Below are 18,409 nucleotides of genomic sequence, written 5' to 3' on the forward strand. Positions count from 1 at the left end.
TTTACGTTGCGCCCCGCCGACTGGGTTAATTAAGCCGTGCGGGTCATGATCCAACGCTGGTCCCCTACCCATTGCAGCTGGAAATCCACTTCATAAATCTGCGACAGCAGCGCGGGCGCCATCACTTCACGCGTGACGCCCTGCGCCACAAGCCGGCCGGCATGCAGCAACCAAACCCGATCGGCCTGCTGTAGGGTGTGATTCAGATCGTGCGCGCATACCAGCGCGCTGCGCCCGCTCTGGCAGAATTCGCGCAGCAGGCGATCCAGCGCGACTTTCTGCGCCACATCCAGGCTGTTGGTCGGCTCATCCAGCAACAACAGGCGGCTGTGCGGATTGACGCTGGGCCACACCTGCAGCAAGACCGCCGCCAGCCGCACCCGTTGCCATTCGCCTCCAGAAAGCTGCGTCAGCATGCGTGACAGCTTATCCACCAGCTTCAACCGCCGGCACAGATAGAGGATGGCGTGCTCCACATCGGTTTGCGTTGCCGCCGCAGGCCGGTGCAGCGCCAAATACTGAAACACCGGCATCAGCGACACCGGCGGCTGTTGCTGGCTGAGGTAACCGCGCCGGGATGCCAGTTCGCTCCCCGGATAATCGGAGAGCGCGCGTCCGTCCAGACGAACCTCGCCCAGCCCCGGCAGCATGCCCGCCACCCGCGCCAGCAGAGTGCTCTTCCCGGCGCCGTTTGGGCCGATCAGGTGAACCTGCAACCCGCCGTCAATCTGTGCCGAAAAAGGCGCCAGGCGCCCCGCCACCCCAACCTCAACGAGTTGCAGCATTCGCCTTACCCTGCCAGCGCTTGTTTCACCGCCGCCACCAGCGCCGGATCTTCCGGCGTGGTGTCAGGCGAGAAGCGCTGGATCACCGTGCCGTCGCGCGCGATGAGGAATTTCTCGAAGTTCCACAAAATATCGCCGGCGTGCTTCGGCGCACGCCCTTTGCTGGTCATCCGCGCCAGGAATTCGCTGCCCTGCGGCGCGACAGCAGCCGGCTGCGCGGCAATCAGCGCCTGATACAGCGGATGACGGTGTTCGCCGTTCACCTCAATCTTGGCGAACATCGGGAATTGCACGCCGAAAGTGCCGCGGCAAAACGCCAGGATCTCTTCGTTGCTGCCCGGCTCCTGCCCCAGGAATTCATTGGACGGGAACCCCAGCACTTCCAGCCCCCGATCGCGATAGGTTTCGTACAGCGCTTCCAGCCCTTCATATTGCTTTGTCAGGCCGCACTCCGAGGCCACGTTGACCACCAGCAGCACCTTGCCCTGATAGGCTCCCAGCGTGGTAGCCTGATTTTCGATGGTCTGTAACGGCAGGTTATAAATTGGATTGCTCATCGGTTGTCATCCTGTAGTTTTTTAATGGCAGGTGAATGAAGAAAACTACCTTACGCCTTTTGCCCGGGTCAGTAACCAGATAAATAGCGGCGCTCCCAGCGTAGCGGTCACCACGCCGATCGGCAGTTCGGCCGCCAGCAGCGCAACGCGGGCGATCACATCGGCCACCAGCAACACGCCGGCCCCCGCCAGCGCGCAGGCCGGCAACAGATAACGTTGGTCGGTCAGGCCGGTGAGCCGCAAAATATGCGGGATCACCAGCCCGACGAAGCCGATCACCCCGGCGAGCGCCACGCTGACGCCCACCAGCCAGCCGATCGCCAGCACCAGCAGGTTGCGCCACAGATGCAGCGACAGCCCGAGCTGCCGCGCCTGCACCTCGCCCAGCGCCATCAGGTTAAGCGCTCGCCCCTGGCCGCACAGCCACAGCAGCACCGGCAGCAGCGCCAACACCAGCCACTTTTGGCGCCAGTCGACGCCGCCGAAGCCCCCCATCATCCAGTACATCAACTGCCGCAGATCGAGACTGGTGCTGAAATAGACCGCCCAGGTCATCAGCGCGCTGCACACGATGCCCAGCGCCACTCCCACCAGCAACAGCCGCGCATTGGTCAGGCGACGCCGGCGAGCGAAGCCCAGCAGCAAGAACGTCATCGCCAGCGCGCCTGCTATCGCGGCGGCGCTCATCAGCGCTACCGGCAGCAGACCGTGGCCCAGCAGCACCGTCAGCACCAGCGCGACGCCGGCGCCGTTCGCCACCCCCAGCAGGCCAGGTTCCGCCAACGGGTTTTCAAACAGCGCCTGCATCACCGCCCCGGCTACCGCCAGGGCGGCGCCGACCAACATCACCGCCAGCGCACGCGGCAATCGCAGTTGCCAGACGAACAGCTGCGCCCGATCGCTGAACCATTCTGACGGCCATATCCATCGATCGCCGGCGCAAAGGCTAAACAGCAATGCCAGCACCACACCCAGCGCCAACAGAATGACCTGGCGTTTATCGCGGTAACGTTGATGTTGCAACAGTAAGGTGAAGGTACGGCTGGTTGGCATGGCGCGGCGATTCCCTGCCGGCCGCTGTCGTGGCCGGATAATTGACGTCTGAGTCAAATATTAGGGGGTTAACGCCGCAAGGGGAAGCCTTGCGTAAGCGATGGCGCAGGAAAGCAGCGGCTGGCTCTGCCCGTCATCGCCAGGATGATGGCAAAACCAGCCGCCGATAAACTCAGGGGTTAACGATGCGGGCCGGCGTTGCCCGGTGGATAAGGCTGACCACGGCCGTCATCGCGCCAGTCATGGTCACCCCGATCGTCATGACGGCGGTCGCGGTCGCGATTATCGCGATCGCCGTGGAACGGATTGCCGCTGCGTTCCGGCTCGCGATGCTCATAGCCACGCGGCGGCGAAGGTTGCCAGCGTCCGCCGTCCCAGTACAAACCGCGCGCATTGCGCTCACCCAGACCGCGGCCCTGGTGCGCATGCCACCACTGCGGTGGACGCCAGTCGTAGCCGTCCCAGTAGTAGCCGCGACGGTCCTGATCCCCCAGATGCAGGGAAACACCCGGCACGTTGATATCGACGGACACATCGGCCTGCGCCGCCAGCGGCAGCAACAGCGGGAAACACACCAGCAACAGGATCTTTTTCATTTTACCTTCTCACTCTATTTTTCTTGCTGCAGTGGTTATATCAGCGTGCTTATTTAACGACTATCTCATCGATGCCTATTTTCAGATCGTTTTCGACGGCCTTACACAATCCCTACACTGTTTGCCGCCGCCTTTAATTATCATAACCACTGACAAGGTTTAACGAATAACTGACGTCTCTCAAGCCGCAAGACAATTATAATTAAATGGATTCCCACCGGAGGATAATAAGATGATTAAACGTATAGGTATGTTGCTGGCCTTTGTGGCCCTGGCCTCAAGCCTCAGCGCCTGCTGCTGGGGGCCGCACTGGGGCGGCGGCCACCGCGGCGACGGCCCAGGCCATTATTACGGCCGTTATTGATTTGATAAATAAGGTCATCAACTAAATAAAATAAGATATAAGAATATTCCGCAATTAACATAAAATAAATTTTCGCCGTGGCGTTTTAATGAATAATGTTAATTCTTACTTAGCCCATTAGGAATAAACTGAATTTTTCCAAAAAAAGAAAAAGGCCGCGCAAGCGGCCTTTTTTGATGTCACGTCATTCACCCTTTCGGGCTGGCGTTTTCTACCCGGCTTTTCAGCTTCTGCCCCGGACGGAAGGTCACCACGCGGCGCGCCGTAATCGGAATGTCTTCGCCGGTCTTCGGGTTACGCCCCGGACGTTGGTTCTTGTCACGCAGATCAAAGTTGCCAAAACCCGACAGTTTTACCTGTTCGCCATTCTCAAGGGCCCGACGGACCTCTTCAAAGAACAGTTCCACCAGGTCTTTGGCGTCCCGTTTGCTAAGCCCAAGCTTCTCAAACAGGTGTTCTGACATTTCAGCTTTAGTAAGCGCCATAGGTTCAATCCCTCAAGGATGCTTGGAATCGCTGTTTTAGAGCCTCTACGCATTTTGCAACGGTAGCGGCTATCTCCTCTTCTTCCAGTGTACGAGCGGTATCCTGCAATACCAGACTGATAGCCAGGCTCTTGTCACCTTCTGCCACGCCCTTGCCACGGTACACGTCAAACAAGTTTACGCCAACTACCTGATTTGCGCCAACTTTCTTACACTCGGCCAAAATATCTTCTGCGGGGACGTTTTCAGCCACCACAATGGCGATATCACGGCGGTTTGCCGGGAAGCGCGAAATCTCCCGCGCCTGAGGCACGGCGCGGCTCGCAAGCTTGTTCCACTCCAGTTCAAACACCACGGTGCGGCCGTTAAGATCCAGTTTACGTTCAAGTTCCGGGTGAACCACACCGATGAAACCAACGCGTTCGCCGTGCAAATAAATCGCCGCACTTTGCCCTGGATGCAGGGCCGGATTGGCTTCCGCCCGGAACTGAATTTCGGATAATTTACCGGTCAGCTCGAGGACAGACTCCAGATCCCCTTTTAAATCATAGAAGTCGACGGGCTTGCGCGCCAGATCCCAATGTTCATCGTGCGTATGGCCGGCGATCACGCCCGCCAGCATGACGTCCTGACGGATACCCAGATCTGCCGCACTATCAGGCACAAAGCGCAGGCCACTTTCGAACAGGCGCAGGCGCGTCTGCTGGCGGTTCTGGTTATACACCACCGCAGACAGCAGGCCGGTCCACAGCGACAGACGCATCGCCGACATTTCGACCGAAATCGGGCTCGGCAGGATCAGCGCTTCTTCATTCGGGTGCAGCAGCGCCTGCACTTTCGGATCGACGAAGCTGTAGGTGATCGCTTCCTGATAACCGTGATCGACCAGCATGGTCTTCACGCGCTTGAGCGTCAGATCGGCTTCGCGATGCTGGGTCATCACCAAATCGGCGCGCACCGGTACATCCGGAATGTTGTCGTAGCCGTAAACGCGCGCCACTTCTTCCACCAGATCCTCTTCGATCTCCATATCGAAACGCCAGCTCGGCGCGACCGCTTGCCAGCTGTCGCCCTGTTCGGTCACCTGGCAACCCAGGCGGCGCAGAATGTCGCTGACCTGCTCGCTCGGCACCACGTGGCCGATCAGGCGATCCAGCTTCTCGCGGCGCAGCGTGATGGTGGCGCGCTTCGGCAGTTCATTCTCGTGAGTCACGTCGATAATCGGGCCTGCCTGGCCGCCGCAGATGTCGAGCAGCAGGCGCGTGGCGCGCTCCATGGCTTTGTACTGCAGCGCCGGATCGACGCCGCGCTCATAGCGGTGAGAAGCATCGGTGTGCAGGCCGTGACGGCGCGCGCGGCCGGTGATCGACAGCGGGCTGAAGAAAGCGCACTCCAGCAGCACGTCCTGGGTTTCGCCGTTGACGCCGGAATGCTCGCCGCCGAAGATGCCGCCCATCGCCAATGCTTTTTGGTGATCGGCGATCACTAAGGTGTCGGCGTTCAGTTTGGCTTCGTTGCCGTCCAACAACGTCAAGGTTTCCCCTTCTTCCGCCATGCGCACCACGATGCCGCCGTCGATGCGGCTCAGATCGAAAGCGTGCATCGGCTGGCCAAGTTCCAACAGCACATAGTTGGTGACGTCGACGACGGCATCGATAGAACGGATACCGCAACGACGCAGTTTTTCACGCATCCACAGCGGGCTTGGCGCCTTGACGTTGATGCCTTTCACCACGCGGCCCAGATAACGCGGGCACGCCTGCGGCGCGTCAACGCGGATCGGCAGCGTGGCGTCAATCGTCGCGGGCACCGGGCTCATGTCCGGCTCGGTCAGCGCAACCTGGTTCAGTACGCCCACGTCACGCGCGACGCCGATGATGCCCAGGCAGTCGGCGCGGTTCGGGGTGACGCTGATCTCGATGGTGTTGTCGTTCAGTTTCAGATAGTCACGGATGTCGGTGCCGATCGGCGCATCCAGCGGCAGTTCGATAATGCCGTCATGATCGTCAGAAATGCCCAGTTCGGAGAACGAACACAGCATGCCTTCCGAAGGTTCGCCGCGCAGTTTGGCGGCCTTGATTTTGAAATCGCCCGGCAGCACCGCGCCCACGGTGGCGACCGCCACTTTCAGGCCGGTGCGGCAGTTCGGCGCGCCGCAGACGATGTCGAGCAAGCGGTCGCCGCCAACGTTGACCTTGGTGACGCGCAATTTGTCGGCGTTCGGGTGCTGACCGCACTCGACCACTTCACCCACCACGACGCCGTTAAACGCGCCGGCAACCGGATCCACGCCGTCCACTTCCAAACCGGCCATGGTGATTTGATCGGATAATGCTTCGCTGCTGATGGCCGGGTTTACCCACTCGCGCAACCAGAGTTCACTGAATTTCATGTGATATTCCCGCCTTACTTAAACTGTTTGAGGAAACGCAGATCGTTTTCGAAGAATGCGCGCAGGTCGGTGACGCCGTAACGCAGCATCGTCAGGCGCTCCATGCCCATACCGAAGGCGAAGCCGGAGTAAACTTCCGGATCGATGCCCACGTTGCGCAGTACGTTCGGATGCACCATGCCGCAGCCCAGCACTTCCAGCCATTTACCGTTTTTGCCCATCACGTCCACTTCGGCGGACGGCTCGGTGAACGGGAAGTAGGACGGACGGAAACGAACCTGCAGGTCTTCTTCAAAGAAGTTATTCAGGAAATCGTGCAGCGTGCCCTTCAGGTTGGTGAAGCTGATGTCTTTATCAACGATCAGCCCTTCCATCTGGTGGAACATCGGGGTGTGAGTCTGATCGTAGTCGTTACGATAAACGCGGCCCGGCGCAATGATGCGGATTGGTGGCTGCTGGTTCTTCATGGTGCGGATCTGCACGCCGGAGGTCTGAGTGCGCAGCAGGCGCGTGGCGTCGAACCAGAAAGTATCGTGGTCGGCGCGCGCCGGGTGGTGCCCTGGAATGTTCAGCGCGTCGAAGTTATGGTAATCGTCTTCAATCTCCGGGCCGGTAGCGACGGAGAAGCCCAGCTCGCCGAAGAAGGTTTCGATGCGGTCGATGGTGCGGGTCACCGGGTGCAGGCCGCCGTTTTCCATGCGACGGCCCGGCAGGGAGACGTCGATGGTTTCAGCCGCCAGGCGCGCGTTCAGCGCGGCGCTTTCCAGCGCGTTCTTGCGCGCGTTCAGGGCGTCTTGCACCTCTTGCTTGGCCTGGTTGATCACCGCGCCGGCCGCCGGGCGGTCTTCCGCCGGTACGTCGCGCAGAGACTGCATCTGCAAGGTGAAATGACCTTTCTTGCCAAAATATTCGACGCGTACCAAATCTAACGCGGCAACATCCTGGGCATCTTCTACGGCTGCCTTGGCACTGGCAACCAGCTCTGCGAGATGTGGCATTGCTTTCCTCTTCCTCTGGCCGGGATGGCCCTAAGTAATTGTTATCTATTATTCGAACACGCCTTTGAGCAATCTTCAAAGACTTTTCAATGCGTTGTCGGCCGGATGGCTCACCTGCGCGGCACAGGGCCGGCTGAGTACCCGCCGTTCTCACCGCAACGCTTTGCAAGGCGGGACGATGGCCAAAAACAAAAAAGCCTCCACGAGGGAGGCTTAGGCGCTACTTTTCGTTTCTTTTCTTACGCGCAAAGCCTCCTGAAGTCAGGCGCTAAAGTAAAAAAAGAAACGAAAAATAGCTGCGTGCATGATTGCGGTACCTTGTCGATGATTGTCCACCAGTGATATAGCGGCGGGCAATGAAAGTCAATATTTGTCGCTGAAAACAAAGATTAAAAGAGGGAGCAAGCTCCCTCTTCTACTGACTTACGCCAGAGCTGCTTTCGCTTTCTCAACCAGTGCGCCGAAGGCCACTTTGTCGAAGACTGCGATGTCAGCCAGGATCTTACGGTCAATTTCGATCGAGGCTTTTTTCAGGCCGTTGATGAACTTGCTGTAAGACAGACCGTTCTGACGAGCAGCTGCGTTGATACGTGCAATCCACAGCTGACGGAACTGACGCTTACGTTGACGACGGTCACGGTAAGCATACTGACCTGCTTTGATTACTGCCTGGAAGGCAACACGATATACGCGCGAACGGGCACCGTAGTAACCTTTCGCCTGCTTCATGATTTTCTTGTGACGTGCGCGTGCAATTACACCACGTTTTACGCGAGCCATATGCTCTCTCCTAAAGTCTTATTCTAAATTCAAAAAAAATGGCTTATGCGTACGGCAGGCACGCGGTAACCAGGACCAGATCGTTTTTAGACACCATGCCTTTCGGACGCAGGTGACGTTTACGCTTGGTTGCTTTTTTGGTCAGAATATGACGCAGGTTGGCATGTTTACGCTTAAAACCACCGCTGCCGGTTTTTTTGAAGCGCTTGGCTGCACCACGTACAGTTTTAATCTTTGGCATTTTAATTAAATCCACTTCGCATTGTTAAACAACGAATCAGTTGGGCGAATAAAACCCACACAGCGCAAGCGCCGCGCGGGTTCCATTACTTGTAAGCCTTACTGTTTCTTCTTAGGAGCGAGCACCATAATCATCTGGCGGCCTTCGATCTTCGTAGGGAAGGACTCGACCACTGCCAGATCCATATCTTCACACAGGTCTTTACGGACGCGGTTAAGCACTTCCATGCCGATCTGCTGGTGCGCCATCTCACGCCCGCGGAAACGCAGGGTGATTTTGGCTTTATCGCCATCTTCCAGAAAGCGAATCAGGTTGCGTAGTTTGACCTGATAGTCGCCATCATCGGTGCCAGGACGGAATTTGATTTCCTTAACCTGGATAACTTTTTGCTTCTTCTTCTGTTCTTTCGTCGACTTGCTCTTCTCGTAGAGGAATTTGCCGTAATCCATGATTCGGCAAACTGGCGGTTCGGCATTTGGGCTGATTTCTACTAAATCAACGCCCGCTTCCTCAGCTTTTTCAAGAGCTTCATTCAGACTGACAATACCAATCTGCTCGCCATCGACGCCGGTTAGGCGAACTTCTTGCGCGCGAATTTCTCTGTTAATGCGATTAGGACGCGCCGGTTGAACTCGTTTTCCGCCTTTAATACTTTATTCCTCCAGTTGATGAAGACTACGGCTGCGAATCTCTTTCAGCAGCTTGTCTACGACTTCGTTTACGTCCAGGCTTCCCAAGTCTTTGCCACGGCGGGTACGAACGGCAACTTTGCCTGCTTCGACCTCTTTGTCACCGCACACCAACATGTAAGGGACTCGACGTAAAGTATGTTCGCGAATTTTAAAGCCAATCTTCTCATTTCTCAAGTCCGCTTTCACGCGAATACCTGCATCCTGCAGTTTTTTGGTCAATTGCTGGACGTAATCAGACTGGCTGTCGGTGATATTCATCACCACCACCTGCACCGGAGCGATCCAGGTCGGGTAGAACCCGGCATATTCTTCGGTAAGGATACCGATGAAGCGTTCCATGGAGCCCAAAATGGCGCGGTGAATCATTACCGGCACGACGCGATCGTTGTTTTCGCCAACGTACGATGCGCCCAAACGGCCCGGCAAGAAGAAATCGAGCTGCACGGTACCACATTGCCATGCGCGATCCAAACAATCATGCAGGGTAAATTCAATTTTCGGTCCGTAGAAGGCGCCCTCGCCCGGCTGGTACTCGAACGGAATGCCGTTCTCGGTCAGCGCGGCGGCCAGGTCTTCTTCCGCACGGGTCCACATGTCGTCGGTGCCGATGCGTTTTTCCGGGCGAGTGGACAGCTTGACGGCGATTTTGTCGAAGCCGAAAGTGCCGTACACGTCATAGACCATGCGAATGCATTCGTTCACTTCGGCGCGCACCTGCTCTTCGGTACAGAAGATGTGGGCGTCATCCTGCGTGAAGCCGCGCACGCGCATCAGGCCGTGCAGGGAACCCGAAGGCTCGTTGCGGTGGCAGCTGCCGAATTCGCCCATGCGCAGCGGCAAATCGCGGTACGACTTCAGGCCCTGGTTGAAAATCTGCACGTGACCCGGGCAGTTCATCGGCTTGATGCAGTATTCGCGGTTTTCCGACGCGGTGGTGAACATGGCGTCTTTGTAGTTTTCCCAGTGGCCGGTTTTTTCCCACAGCACGCGGTCCATCATGAACGGACCTTTCACTTCCTGGTACTGGTACTCTTTGAGCTTCATACGCACGAAGGCTTCCAGCTCGCGGAAGATAGTCCAACCGTCGTTGTGCCAGAACACCATGCCCGGCGCTTCTTCCTGCATGTGATACAGGTCGAGCTGTTTGCCGATCTTGCGGTGGTCGCGCTTGGCCGCTTCTTCCAGGCGTTGCAGGTAGGCGTTCAGCTGCTTCTTGTCTGCCCAGGCGGTACCGTAGATACGCTGCAGCATTTTGTTTTTGCTGTCGCCGCGCCAGTAAGCGCCGGAGGTTTTCTGCAGTTTGAAATGGTGGCAGAAACGCATGTTCGGCACGTGCGGACCGCGGCACATGTCGACGTATTCTTCGTGGTGATACAGGCCCGGACGATCGTCATGGCTGATGTTCTCATCCAGGATCGCCACTTTATAGATTTCGCCGCGCTCAGCGAAGGTGTCGCGGGCTTCTTGCCAGCTGACCTTCTTCTTGATGACGTCGTAATCCTTATCGGCCAACTCGTGCATCCGCTTTTCCAGCAGATCCAGGTCTTCCTGCGTCAGGGTGCGATCGATGTCCACGTCATAATAGAAACCGTTGTCGATCACCGGACCGATCGCCATTTTGGTATCCGGCCACAGCTGCTTGATCGCATGACCCAGCAGGTGCGCGCAGGAGTGGCGCATGATTTCCAGACCGTCTTCGTCTTTGATGGTGATGATGGCCAGCTGCGCATCTGATTCGATCAGATCGCCGGCGTCGACCAGCTCGCCGTTGACACGGCCGGCGATACAGGCTTTCGCCAGGCCAGGGCCAATATCGCGCGCGACATCCATCGGGGAAACGGGGTGGTCGAAATGACGCTGACTTCCGTCAGGAAGGGTAATAACAGGCATTAATAATTCCTTATCTACAGTGGTGACCCACACGACAGATCACATGCAGTACGAAAATTGGATTTTGGGTTTGGTCAGCCAGGTTTCAGATCTCGCCCACAATTGCCAGATTGAAACCTCACTGGGTATACAGAATGGAACGCATACCTTCTCAGCCGCATTCGGCTAAGCGAATAGTATCACTAAAATTGTTCCGGATAAATAAAGCGCCGCCGCCCTCACACTTTCGCTCTATCCGGCGCAAACACGCCTTTCAGATAGCTAAGGGTGGCCAGCAGGCACAGGCCGTAGCCCAGCAGTTCGCATCCCTCTTCCACCATGTTTTTCACCACCCGGTTGTAACCGTCCAGCATCAGCGTTTGCCACAGCGCGCTCATGCCGAACAGGCGTGAAAACACCAGGATGCACAGCAGGCCGGCGCACATCATGCCGTAGCCGGGGTGCGACACGATATAGACCAGGCCGCGCGCCGTAGCCGCAATATGCCTTGCGGCATGCCACAGACAGGCCAAGGCGACCGCCAGCGCGAACCACACCCAGGCGCCGTGCCACAACGCATCGAAAGCGAAGTCCATCTCGCGGATCAGCATGCAGAGAAAGAAGCCGCCAACCAGCAGCCAGGCGGAACGACGCTCGGCCTGTCGCCGAGCCGCGGCGAAGAAACCGCCGGAGATGGCAAGCAGCAACAGCTCCTGCGCCGCTTCGGTCAACGAGGTTTCATGCACGAAGTTATGCAGCCAGTGCACATCGATAAACACCAGGCCGACCAATGCCCCCATGAAGGCGGCGGAAAGCGCGAATGCGCCGATTTTCCCCAGTAAAATATGCAGTTCTTGTTTCATAATCACACTCATTATTATTTACAGCGCATCTATGGTATCCACCTGTTCTCAGGGATCGTGGCAATTGATGCCTAATGCCCTGCGCCGCGCGAAAGGTGGTCGTTAATTACGCCGAAACAATAAAAAACCCCGGCACCTGGGCCGGGGTGAGGCCAGTCTTTCCTGGCAGTCACTTCATCGTCGTCAGTATTCCAGGCTCTCATCCCTATATCATCGAGACGCGCAAAGGAGCCTGAAGATTACGCCTGCGCAGGTGATACCGCGATACGGCGGACATTGGTGTTAACGCCCCACAAGCCGGCCAACGCACTGACCACTGCGCCAATCAACAGCGCAAAGAACGACCACAATGCGGCCCGCGACAATTCGTCCGCAGCAGCGGCAGCCTGCTCGCGCGCCTTCTGTTTCAGCTCCACATACTCCTGTTTTGCCTGATTGATTTTTGCTTCGGCGTCATCCAAACGCTGATTAACCAGCTGGGCAGTTTTATTTTTGGCTTCGACCAAATTCTTCACCGTCTGGTCCACTTCCTGCGGCGTCATATCGGTATTTTCCGCCAAGGCCTTTTTCAGGGCGTCTTGATCCACATCTTGCGAGATGGCCTCACCCTGTTTTTTAAGCTTGGCGACCAGTTGATTAATAATGGCGTCGCTATTGTCAGGCTGAAGTGCCAGAGCTTTTACTGCGTCCGCCAAATCAGTTTTGGCCGCATTCAACTGCTGTTGCATGAATTCAGGCTGTAATGACGGGATACCGCTTTTTTTAAGCGCCGTAACCACATCGCCTTGCAACTGTTCAGGTTCCAAGGTTGTGTCAATGCCCAACTTGTCAAACACTTTACCGCCGGCGTCCGCCAATCCGGATGCCCCTTTGCCAATCGCTGAACCGGCGCCGGAGAGCAAGCTGCCGGAGGTCGAAGCGATAGCGCCCAGCGCATTGCCGGTCGCCTTCACGGCAGACCCGACCAGCATCCCCCCCAGCACCGCCGCCACAATCAGTGAGGTCGCCCATACCAGGAAGCCATGAATAAGTCCGTCATTAGCAGCCAAACGCCCGGCAATAAAAGCGCCGGCGGCCAAACTAATAATGATTGAAACAGCGGACCAAATCACTACGGTGGTACCGGCGCCGTTTATCGGATCGTCTGATGTCGGATCCACGATGGAGAATCCAAGACTGGTGCCTAACGTCGACAGCAACAGTGAAACAGCCAATACGGTGATCACGCCGCCGATGACGCTGCCCCAGGAGATTTTTTTCGCCGCTACCCATTCTTTTGCCACTTCCATAGTAAAACTCCTTTTAAGTTTTCGATTATAAAGAAATGCCAGAAAGCCTTACCATTATAGACTCGCTTCATCGATCAGGCGGTTAAAGGGTGAAAACAGTTAAAAATAATTAATGATAATGACTTCAGACGTGCGTTTACTTTCAGCGGCGCTACGCTGACAGGCCGCCTTAGCGTCACTATTCTTACGCTATCCACCAATGAACAAGGTCTTAGCGCACAACATGAACCGGTTACTCGCAGCCCTCATCGTGGCGTGCGCAGCATTGGCGACGTTATATGGGCTGGTGCATTTTGGCGCACGTTCGGTGCCGCGCGCGATTGCGGTCAACGAGGCGCCGCTGGGGTGTGAGGATGAACCTGAGCTCGCCGGCGAGTGCAGCGATGACGATGAGTCTCCCGCCGACGAATTTCTCCGGCCGGCGATGCTGAACGCCCGGGCCGACGGTTAATTAACGTTACGAGCTATCCCCATTGCCGCCAGGCGTACGGCAGGCTAGGCTGTTCAGCTCATGGGCCGCCGTTTGGCGGCTTGAACGTTGCACAGGGAGTCTATTTTATGACGGGTATTTTGCAGTTATTCCAGGCCATCGGACTGGGTTTGGTGCTGCTGTTGCCGCTGGCCAACCCGCTGACCACGGTGGCGTTGCTGCTCGGATTGTCCGGCAATATGACGCGCGAAGAGCGTAATCAGCAGTCGCTGATGGCCTCGGTTTATGTGTTCTGCATCATGACGGTGGCGTTTTACGCCGGGCAGGTGGTGATGAACACCTTCGGCATTTCGATCCCCGGCCTGCGCATCGCCGGCGGCCTGATCGTCGCCTTCATCGGTTTTCGCATGCTGTTCCCGCAGCAGAGCCCCGAAGACGCGCCGGAGGTGGAGAGCAAGTCGCACGAGCTGCGCCACAAGACGTCGGCCAACATCGCCTTCGTGCCGCTGGCCATGCCGAGCACCGCCGGGCCGGGCACCATCGCGATGATCATCAGCTCGGCGTCGAGCGTCAAAGCGAACTCGCTGGGTTTTGAACCCTGGGTGTTGGCCGTGGCGCCGGTCGCCATCTTCCTGACGGTCGCGGTGATCCTGTGGGGCTGCCTGCTCAGTTCCGGCGCCATCATGCGGTTGGTCGGGAAAAGCGGCATCGAAGCGATCTCGCGCCTGATGGGCTTCCTGCTGGTCTGTATGGGCGTGCAGTTCATCATCAACGGCGTGCTCGAGATCATCTCCACCTACACACCAGCCGCCTGACGATAAAAAACGGGCGCGACATCGCGCCCGTTGCCGTTATTTCCCCGCCGGCGCCTGCGCGCCCAAAATGCCCTTGCCTTCCGGCACTTCGGTAAAGCGACTGAGGATCTCGCTGTAGGTCTTGGCCGGATCCAAATCCGGGAACTGCGCCGGATAGATAAACTTCGCCAGATACTCCAGCCCGACGATGTTGTACGGGTGGTTGTAGAAGTTATGGTAGATGCCGTAGAACCGCCCTTCCTTCACCGCCGACAGCTGCGCGAACCCTGGGCGCTGCTTCATGCGGTTGAAAGCCTCATCCACCTGCTGCTGCGTCACGCCATAGCCGAACGGCACTGCGGCGTTGGTCTTGCTGGCCCACTGTGAGCCGGAAACGATGTAGGCATCCGGCTTCATGGCGATCACTTTTTCCAGCGCCACGTCGCCGGTCGCGCCCGGCAGCAGCGCAGAGCCGATGTTGCGCGCGCCGACCGCCTCGACCAGTGCCCCCCAGCCGACGTGCGCATGGGTAAAGCAGCAGGACTCCAGTCCGTTCAGGCCGGCCTTGGCTTCAAAGAACACCAGCGGCTTGGGTTCCACCGCCTGCGTTTTGGCTAGAATGGCCTGATAGTGCTGCTGATAATAATCGGTATATTGCTTGGCCTCGCTTTCGCGGTTGAGGGTTTCCCCCAGCAGCGTCACGCTTTTGGGCGTGTTTTCCACCGGCTTGAGCATGGTATCGATAAACAGCACCGGCACGTTCAGCGCCTTTAGCTTATCCAGCACGCCGGTTTGGCTCAGGGACGGTTTGGAGCGCAGCTGGGCGATCATCAGATCGGGCCGCTTGGCGATCACGCTCTCCAGATTCACTTCACCCTTGTCGCTGAAGCCCATATCGATGATGTTTTTCGCCGCCGGCCATTTGCTCTGCAAGATATCCCAGGTCGCCGCGTCGCTTTTCTTCAATAAGTTATTCCAGGCCACCAGCCGGCCAAACGGGTTGGCGCGATCGAGCAGCGCCAGCGTGAGAATGTCGCGCCCGTCCTGCACCACGATGCGTTTCGGTTCTTGCTGGAGGGTGAGCGTCTGGCCGGACGTGTCGGTCAGGGTCAACGGATAGGTGGTGGCCATCGCCGGAGAGGCGAGTAAGGCGGCGCAAACCAGCGCCGGCAAAGTGATTCGACGGTGCACGAAAAGCTCCTTAGTCATGAACGCAATCAGGAAATACTAATGAGAATGGCTTGCATTATCAAAGATAACGCCCGGCAACCCGGCGATTAATTGCAAAGGGATGTGTAAAGAGAGGTTGAGAGGCGCGCCAGTGGCGGCGCGCCCAGGGGATCATACCAGGCCGTAGATCAGCGCCGACAGCGCAATCAGGCCCATCACCAGCACGAAGACGTTGCTCGCCGCGCGGTATTTACGCATCGCCGGCACCGCACGCACCGCGTACATCGGCAGGATGAACAGGATCGCCGCAATCAGCGGGCCGCTGATGGTTTCAATGATGTGCAGCGCGCTGGGGTTCCACACCGTCGCCGCCCAGGTCAGCAGGAACAGCGCCACCGCCGAGATTCGGTGCGTTATACGCGAGCTGAGCGGTTTGCCGACCGCGCGCGTAACGCCGTCGATCAGGCTGGTCGCCCCTTCCGTTACCCCCAGCGAGGTGCCGAGATAGGATTTAGCCATTGCCAGCATCGCCATCACCGGGCCGAGATAGGCGATCAGCGGGTTGGAAAACTTGTTGGCCAGGGTGGTCAGCACCGTGATGTTCTGAGCTTTGGCCTGCTGCATGTCTTCATGGGACAGGCTCAGCACGCAGCTGAACACGAAGAACAGCACGGTAACGCAGATCAGCACATAGCTGTAGCGCATGATGCGCGCGCAGCGGCGTTCCGCCTTGTCGCCATACAGGCTCTTCTGGGTCGAGGCGAAGGAAGAGATGATCGGCGCATGGCTGAAGGAAAACACCATCACCGGCACGGCCAGCCACAGCGAATGCCACAACCCCGGCGTGTCGAAGCGGGTGGCGGCCAGGCCATGCACGAAGTTGGCGGTATTCCAGCTCGGCATCAGATAGAGCGAAATGCCCATCAGGAATACCAGCAGTGGGAACACCAGCATGCCCATCGCCGCCACGATGCTGTCTTTGCCGCGCAGCAGCACCAGATTGAGCACCACCACCACGGCCAGGCTCAGCCAGAGGCGCGGCAGCGGCGCCACGTGAAACTGATGGATCAGGAAGCTGTCCAGCGCGTTGGTGATCGAAATGCTGTACACCAGCACGATCGGGAAGAACGCCATCAGATACAGCACCATGATGATTTTGCCGGCCAGCACGCCGAAGTGTTCCACCACCACATCGTGAATGTTGCCGTCGCGGCTGGAGCCGGAAAGCACGAAGCGGCTGAGCGCGCGGTGCGGCAAATAGGTCAGCGGGAAAGCGAACAGCGCCATCAACAGCAGCACCAGCGGGCCGTTCAGGCCGGCGTTGATCGGCAAGAACAACGTACCTGCGCCCACCGCAGTCGCATAGAGACCGAACATCCAGACGGTGTCGGTTTTGTTCCATTTGGCAGTCTGAGCGGCCGTCAGCGTGCCTGAATCGGGAGAAATCGTACTCATGAGACAGTCTACCTTAATCTGCGGCGACAACGATTGCGCCTAACGGGATATCCTTCTCCGCGAGTTTTTTAATAATAATCAGTGAATTAAAGCGATATTTCATACTTACGCCTGATGAAAGGACGGCAAAGGATAATGAAAAATCCGCTGCGGGTCTATGTTTTATCGGCTGAACGGACGATTTGCGAACACAATCTGCTGAAAAAGCAGGCGGCGGCAGAAAAACTAAGGGCCCCTTGCGGAGCCCTTAAACGGTTTACTTCTTCGCGTCCGGATGATCCGGCACCTCGGCGCTGCCCATCTCCTTCTCATCGCGGATCATCGAGCGGTCTTTACGCACGTCAGCCACGTCGGAGGCGCTCACCGGTTTGGCGCTGTTGCCCCAGCTGGAGCGGATGAAGTTCACCACGTCCGCCACCTGCTGGTCGTTCAAACGCCAGCCAAACGGCGGCATGGTGATGTTGGACACCGCGCCCTGCACCGCCGGCGTGGTGTTGCCGGTCAGCACGATGTGGATCAGCGAGGTCGCGTCCTCGGTCTGCACCACCGGATTGCCCTTCAGCGACGGGAAGGCGCGCTTGTAGCCCACGCCGTCGGTGCGGTGGCAGGCCGCGCAGTTATCAACATACAGGGCCGCGCCGGGCTTGCTGTCATTCCCGCGCCACAGATCCTTGGCCACGCTGTCTTCGACCGGCGCCGCCTGCTGCTTGCCGTCTTTCGGCGGCAGCGATTTCAGGTAGCGCGCGATGGCGGTCAGATCGTCGTCGCTCAGGTATTGCAGGCTGTGCTCCACGACGTCGCTCATGCCGCCGAACACGATGGCTTTGTCGTTACGGCCGGTTTTCAGGAACTCGGTCAGCTCGGCTTCGCTCCAGCTGCCCAGGCCGTCCTTGCGGTCACCGCGCAGGCTGGAAGCCACCCACCCGTCGATCGGTGCGTTGCTCCCGGACAGGTAGTCGTCGCTTTCGCTGTTGCTCAACGCTTTCTCCTGCATGGTGATGCTGCGCGGGGTATGGCAGGCGCCGCAGTGGCCCAGGCCTTCCACCAGGTAGCGGCCGCGCTCAATCACCGGATCGGCCTTGGCGTCGGCGACAAAATCCGCCGGCGACGGCGCAAACATGCCGCGCCAGATGCTCAGCGGCCAGCGCATCGACAGCGGCCACGGGATGTCGGAGTCCTTGTTGGCTTGCTCCACCGGCTGCACGCCGTGCATGAAATAGGCATACATGGCGCGCATGTCGTCCTCTTTCACCAGCGCGAACGACGGGTACGGCATCGCCGGGTACAGGGTGCTGCCGTTTTTGGCTACGCCCTTACGCACCGCGTTGTCGAAATCCTCGAAGCTGTAATCGCCGATGCCGGTTTTCTTGTCCGGCGTAATGTTGGTCGAGTAGATGGTGCCGATTGGCGTCTCCATCGCCAGGCCGCCGGCGAAGGTCTTGCCGTTCTTGCCATCGGTATGGCAGGCCACGCAGTCACCGGCGCGCGCCAGGTACTCGCCGCGCTTGATCAGCTCGCTGCTGACGGTGGCGTCCTGCGCCCAAACGGAGAAACTCACTGCACTGAGAACCAGTGCCGGTACAAATGCTTTCATCG

Annotated in this window: 20 protein-coding genes and 1 other annotated feature; of the genes, 3 read left to right on the top strand and 17 right to left on the bottom strand. The window is 58.1% G+C overall.

Annotation, left to right across the window (positions count from 1 at the left end; translation table 11 throughout):
- Positions 1-29: 29 nt before the first annotated feature.
- The 4 genes from btuD to ACUTQY_RS17155 all read right to left on the bottom strand — a co-directional run bounded on the left by btuD (position 30) and on the right by ACUTQY_RS17155 (position 2,991).
- Complete coding sequence (gene btuD, locus ACUTQY_RS17140) at positions 30-785, bottom strand: vitamin B12 ABC transporter ATP-binding protein BtuD (protein WP_033642882.1); 756 nt, start codon at positions 783-785, stop codon at positions 30-32.
- A 5-nt stretch (positions 786-790) separates the two neighbouring features.
- Positions 791-1,342, bottom strand: a complete 552-nt coding sequence (locus ACUTQY_RS17145; RefSeq protein ID WP_033642881.1) for a glutathione peroxidase — start codon at positions 1,340-1,342, stop codon at positions 791-793.
- Between the two features lie 45 nt (positions 1,343-1,387).
- Positions 1,388-2,395 (bottom strand): vitamin B12 ABC transporter permease BtuC, encoded by a 1,008-nt coding sequence (btuC, locus tag ACUTQY_RS17150; protein ID WP_033652456.1) that lies wholly within the window; start codon positions 2,393-2,395, stop codon positions 1,388-1,390.
- A gap of 179 nt (positions 2,396-2,574) precedes the next feature.
- Positions 2,575-2,991, bottom strand: a complete 417-nt coding sequence (locus ACUTQY_RS17155) for a DUF2502 domain-containing protein (RefSeq protein WP_046686954.1) — start codon at positions 2,989-2,991, stop codon at positions 2,575-2,577.
- Between the two features lie 232 nt (positions 2,992-3,223).
- Between ACUTQY_RS17155 and ACUTQY_RS17160 the strand changes: the two genes are divergently transcribed.
- A complete protein-coding gene (locus tag ACUTQY_RS17160; RefSeq protein ID WP_046686953.1) occupies positions 3,224-3,355 on the top strand; it encodes a hypothetical protein in 132 nt (43 codons plus the stop codon).
- 188 nt (positions 3,356-3,543) lie between these two features.
- On the opposite strand, the gene ihfA is transcribed toward ACUTQY_RS17160, so the two are convergent.
- The 10 genes from ihfA to ACUTQY_RS17210 form a co-directional block, all read right to left on the bottom strand.
- A complete protein-coding gene (gene ihfA, locus ACUTQY_RS17165) occupies positions 3,544-3,840 on the bottom strand; it encodes an integration host factor subunit alpha (RefSeq protein ID WP_004931414.1) in 297 nt (98 codons plus the stop codon).
- A 4-nt stretch (positions 3,841-3,844) separates the two neighbouring features.
- On the bottom strand, positions 3,845-6,232 hold the full coding sequence (gene pheT, locus ACUTQY_RS17170) for a phenylalanine--tRNA ligase subunit beta (RefSeq protein WP_033642878.1): 2,388 nt from the start codon (positions 6,230-6,232) through the stop codon (positions 3,845-3,847).
- Between the two features lie 14 nt (positions 6,233-6,246).
- Positions 6,247-7,230 (bottom strand): phenylalanine--tRNA ligase subunit alpha, encoded by a 984-nt coding sequence (pheS, locus tag ACUTQY_RS17175; RefSeq protein WP_043143373.1) that lies wholly within the window; start codon positions 7,228-7,230, stop codon positions 6,247-6,249.
- Between the two features lie 187 nt (positions 7,231-7,417).
- Positions 7,418-7,540 (bottom strand) — a sequence feature (Phe leader region).
- A complete protein-coding gene (gene pheM, locus ACUTQY_RS17180; protein ID WP_121626058.1) occupies positions 7,492-7,536 on the bottom strand; it encodes a pheST operon leader peptide PheM in 45 nt (14 codons plus the stop codon). It overlaps the preceding feature by 45 nt.
- Positions 7,541-7,653: 113 nt before the next feature.
- Positions 7,654-8,010: a 50S ribosomal protein L20 gene (gene rplT / locus ACUTQY_RS17185; protein WP_004931417.1), complete on the bottom strand. Its 357-nt coding sequence runs from the start codon at positions 8,008-8,010 to the stop codon at positions 7,654-7,656.
- Between the two features lie 43 nt (positions 8,011-8,053).
- Positions 8,054-8,251, bottom strand: a complete 198-nt coding sequence (rpmI, locus tag ACUTQY_RS17190) for a 50S ribosomal protein L35 (protein WP_004931418.1) — start codon at positions 8,249-8,251, stop codon at positions 8,054-8,056.
- 98 nt (positions 8,252-8,349) lie between these two features.
- A complete protein-coding gene (infC, locus tag ACUTQY_RS17195; RefSeq protein WP_048233542.1) occupies positions 8,350-8,901 on the bottom strand; it encodes a translation initiation factor IF-3 in 552 nt (183 codons plus the stop codon).
- A 3-nt stretch (positions 8,902-8,904) separates the two neighbouring features.
- Entirely contained in the window at positions 8,905-10,833 is a 1,929-nt protein-coding gene (gene thrS / locus ACUTQY_RS17200) for a threonine--tRNA ligase (RefSeq protein WP_025159696.1), read from the bottom strand.
- Between the two features lie 218 nt (positions 10,834-11,051).
- Positions 11,052-11,675 (bottom strand): hypothetical protein, encoded by a 624-nt coding sequence (locus ACUTQY_RS17205; RefSeq protein WP_046686952.1) that lies wholly within the window; start codon positions 11,673-11,675, stop codon positions 11,052-11,054.
- 239 nt (positions 11,676-11,914) lie between these two features.
- Entirely contained in the window at positions 11,915-12,964 is a 1,050-nt protein-coding gene (locus tag ACUTQY_RS17210) for a YrzE family protein (RefSeq protein WP_033642876.1), read from the bottom strand.
- 223 nt (positions 12,965-13,187) lie between these two features.
- Here ACUTQY_RS17210 and ACUTQY_RS17215 point away from each other — a divergent pair, with 223 nt between their 5' ends.
- Together ACUTQY_RS17215 and ACUTQY_RS17220 are read left to right on the top strand one after the other, a co-directional pair.
- Complete coding sequence (locus tag ACUTQY_RS17215) at positions 13,188-13,415, top strand: hypothetical protein (protein WP_046686951.1); 228 nt, start codon at positions 13,188-13,190, stop codon at positions 13,413-13,415.
- A gap of 107 nt (positions 13,416-13,522) precedes the next feature.
- Positions 13,523-14,209, top strand: a complete 687-nt coding sequence (locus ACUTQY_RS17220) for a MarC family NAAT transporter (protein WP_046686950.1) — start codon at positions 13,523-13,525, stop codon at positions 14,207-14,209.
- A gap of 36 nt (positions 14,210-14,245) precedes the next feature.
- Here ACUTQY_RS17220 and ACUTQY_RS17225 read toward each other — a convergent pair whose 3' ends face one another.
- From ACUTQY_RS17225 to ACUTQY_RS17235, 3 genes are all read right to left on the bottom strand, one after another.
- Positions 14,246-15,379: an ABC transporter substrate-binding protein gene (locus tag ACUTQY_RS17225; RefSeq protein WP_046686949.1), complete on the bottom strand. Its 1,134-nt coding sequence runs from the start codon at positions 15,377-15,379 to the stop codon at positions 14,246-14,248.
- Between the two features lie 150 nt (positions 15,380-15,529).
- Positions 15,530-16,813, bottom strand: a complete 1,284-nt coding sequence (locus tag ACUTQY_RS17230; protein WP_046686948.1) for a serine/threonine protein kinase — start codon at positions 16,811-16,813, stop codon at positions 15,530-15,532.
- Positions 16,814-17,069: 256 nt separating this feature from the next.
- Positions 17,070-18,407 carry a c-type cytochrome gene (locus tag ACUTQY_RS17235; protein ID WP_033642870.1) on the bottom strand — a complete coding sequence of 446 codons (1,338 nt, stop codon included), beginning with the start codon at positions 18,405-18,407 and terminating at the stop codon, positions 17,070-17,072.
- Between the last annotated feature and the right edge of the window lie 2 nt (positions 18,408-18,409).

Source organism: Serratia sp. TSA_130.1 (assembly GCF_052691795.1).

Bases quoted from the DNA above. Each gene is read 5' to 3' on its own strand.
- ACUTQY_RS17220 (WP_046686950.1), top strand. From the start codon at position 13,523: ATGACGGGTATTTTGCAGTTATTCCAGGCCATCGGACTGGGTTTGGTG.
- ACUTQY_RS17235 (WP_033642870.1), bottom strand. From the start codon at position 18,407: ATGAAAGCATTTGTACCGGCACTGGTTCTCAGTGCAGTGAGTTTCTCC.
- thrS (WP_025159696.1), bottom strand. From the start codon at position 10,833: ATGCCTGTTATTACCCTTCCTGACGGAAGTCAGCGTCATTTCGACCAC.
- ACUTQY_RS17210 (WP_033642876.1), bottom strand. From the start codon at position 12,964: ATGGAAGTGGCAAAAGAATGGGTAGCGGCGAAAAAAATCTCCTGGGGC.
- pheT (WP_033642878.1), bottom strand. From the start codon at position 6,232: ATGAAATTCAGTGAACTCTGGTTGCGCGAGTGGGTAAACCCGGCCATC.
- ihfA (WP_004931414.1), bottom strand. From the start codon at position 3,840: ATGGCGCTTACTAAAGCTGAAATGTCAGAACACCTGTTTGAGAAGCTT.
- btuD (WP_033642882.1), bottom strand. From the start codon at position 785: ATGCTGCAACTCGTTGAGGTTGGGGTGGCGGGGCGCCTGGCGCCTTTT.
- ACUTQY_RS17205 (WP_046686952.1), bottom strand. From the start codon at position 11,675: ATGAAACAAGAACTGCATATTTTACTGGGGAAAATCGGCGCATTCGCG.
- rplT (WP_004931417.1), bottom strand. From the start codon at position 8,010: ATGGCTCGCGTAAAACGTGGTGTAATTGCACGCGCACGTCACAAGAAA.
- ACUTQY_RS17155 (WP_046686954.1), bottom strand. From the start codon at position 2,991: ATGAAAAAGATCCTGTTGCTGGTGTGTTTCCCGCTGTTGCTGCCGCTG.
- ACUTQY_RS17230 (WP_046686948.1), bottom strand. From the start codon at position 16,813: ATGAGTACGATTTCTCCCGATTCAGGCACGCTGACGGCCGCTCAGACT.
- pheS (WP_043143373.1), bottom strand. From the start codon at position 7,230: ATGCCACATCTCGCAGAGCTGGTTGCCAGTGCCAAGGCAGCCGTAGAA.
- ACUTQY_RS17145 (WP_033642881.1), bottom strand. From the start codon at position 1,342: ATGAGCAATCCAATTTATAACCTGCCGTTACAGACCATCGAAAATCAG.
- rpmI (WP_004931418.1), bottom strand. From the start codon at position 8,251: ATGCCAAAGATTAAAACTGTACGTGGTGCAGCCAAGCGCTTCAAAAAA.
- ACUTQY_RS17160 (WP_046686953.1), top strand. From the start codon at position 3,224: ATGATTAAACGTATAGGTATGTTGCTGGCCTTTGTGGCCCTGGCCTCA.
- btuC (WP_033652456.1), bottom strand. From the start codon at position 2,395: ATGCCAACCAGCCGTACCTTCACCTTACTGTTGCAACATCAACGTTAC.
- ACUTQY_RS17215 (WP_046686951.1), top strand. From the start codon at position 13,188: ATGAACCGGTTACTCGCAGCCCTCATCGTGGCGTGCGCAGCATTGGCG.